Annotated in this window: 1 pseudogene; it reads right to left on the bottom strand. The window is 78.5% G+C overall.

The features are described 5' to 3' along the window. Positions 1-525, bottom strand: a pseudogene (locus ACPUER_RS37110) (flagellar hook-length control protein FliK); the annotation flags it as partial.

Genomic DNA, 525 nt, shown 5'->3' with positions numbered 1-525 from the left:
GCCCTGGGCCGGTGCGCCCGCTTGCGCAGTCGCCCGCGCGGTCGCCGGCAGCGGCGGGCGCTGCGCAAGCAGTTCGTCGAGCACGTCGGTCGAGCCGGGCTGCGCGACATCCGGGTCGGCCGGCGCAAGCGCGGCCGTCAGGCGCGCCTGCGGCTCGCGCATCAGCGCCGCGAGCGGACGCTGGCCGGCCAGCCACTGCGCCAGATGGGATTCGTAGAAGAGGCCGCTCTCGCTCACGGCTTGGGCGAGCGCCGCACGCAACGCCGCGACCGGCAGCGGCGCGGCCGTTTCGCGCGCCGCCGCGGCGGACGACGCCGCGGCGGAAGAAGGCGTGGAAGACGCCGCCGCCGGATCGGACGCGGCCGGCGCACGCGCCGGTACGGCCGTATCGGTCAGCGGCACGGCGGGATCGGCCAGCAGCGGTGCGCGCCCGGCGATCGCGGGCGTCGCGTCGCCGCCCGCGCGCGAGATCGCGTCGAGCACGCGCCCGACGTCGGACAGCGCGGTCTGCGTGGAGGCTTGCGG

Source organism: Burkholderia sp. DN3021 (assembly GCF_049805555.1).
GTDB classification, from domain to species: domain Bacteria; phylum Pseudomonadota; class Gammaproteobacteria; order Burkholderiales; family Burkholderiaceae; genus Burkholderia; species Burkholderia pyrrocinia_C.
The sequence above is the reverse complement of the archived record's forward strand: the minus strand, read 5'-3'. Positions and strand labels throughout refer to the sequence as shown.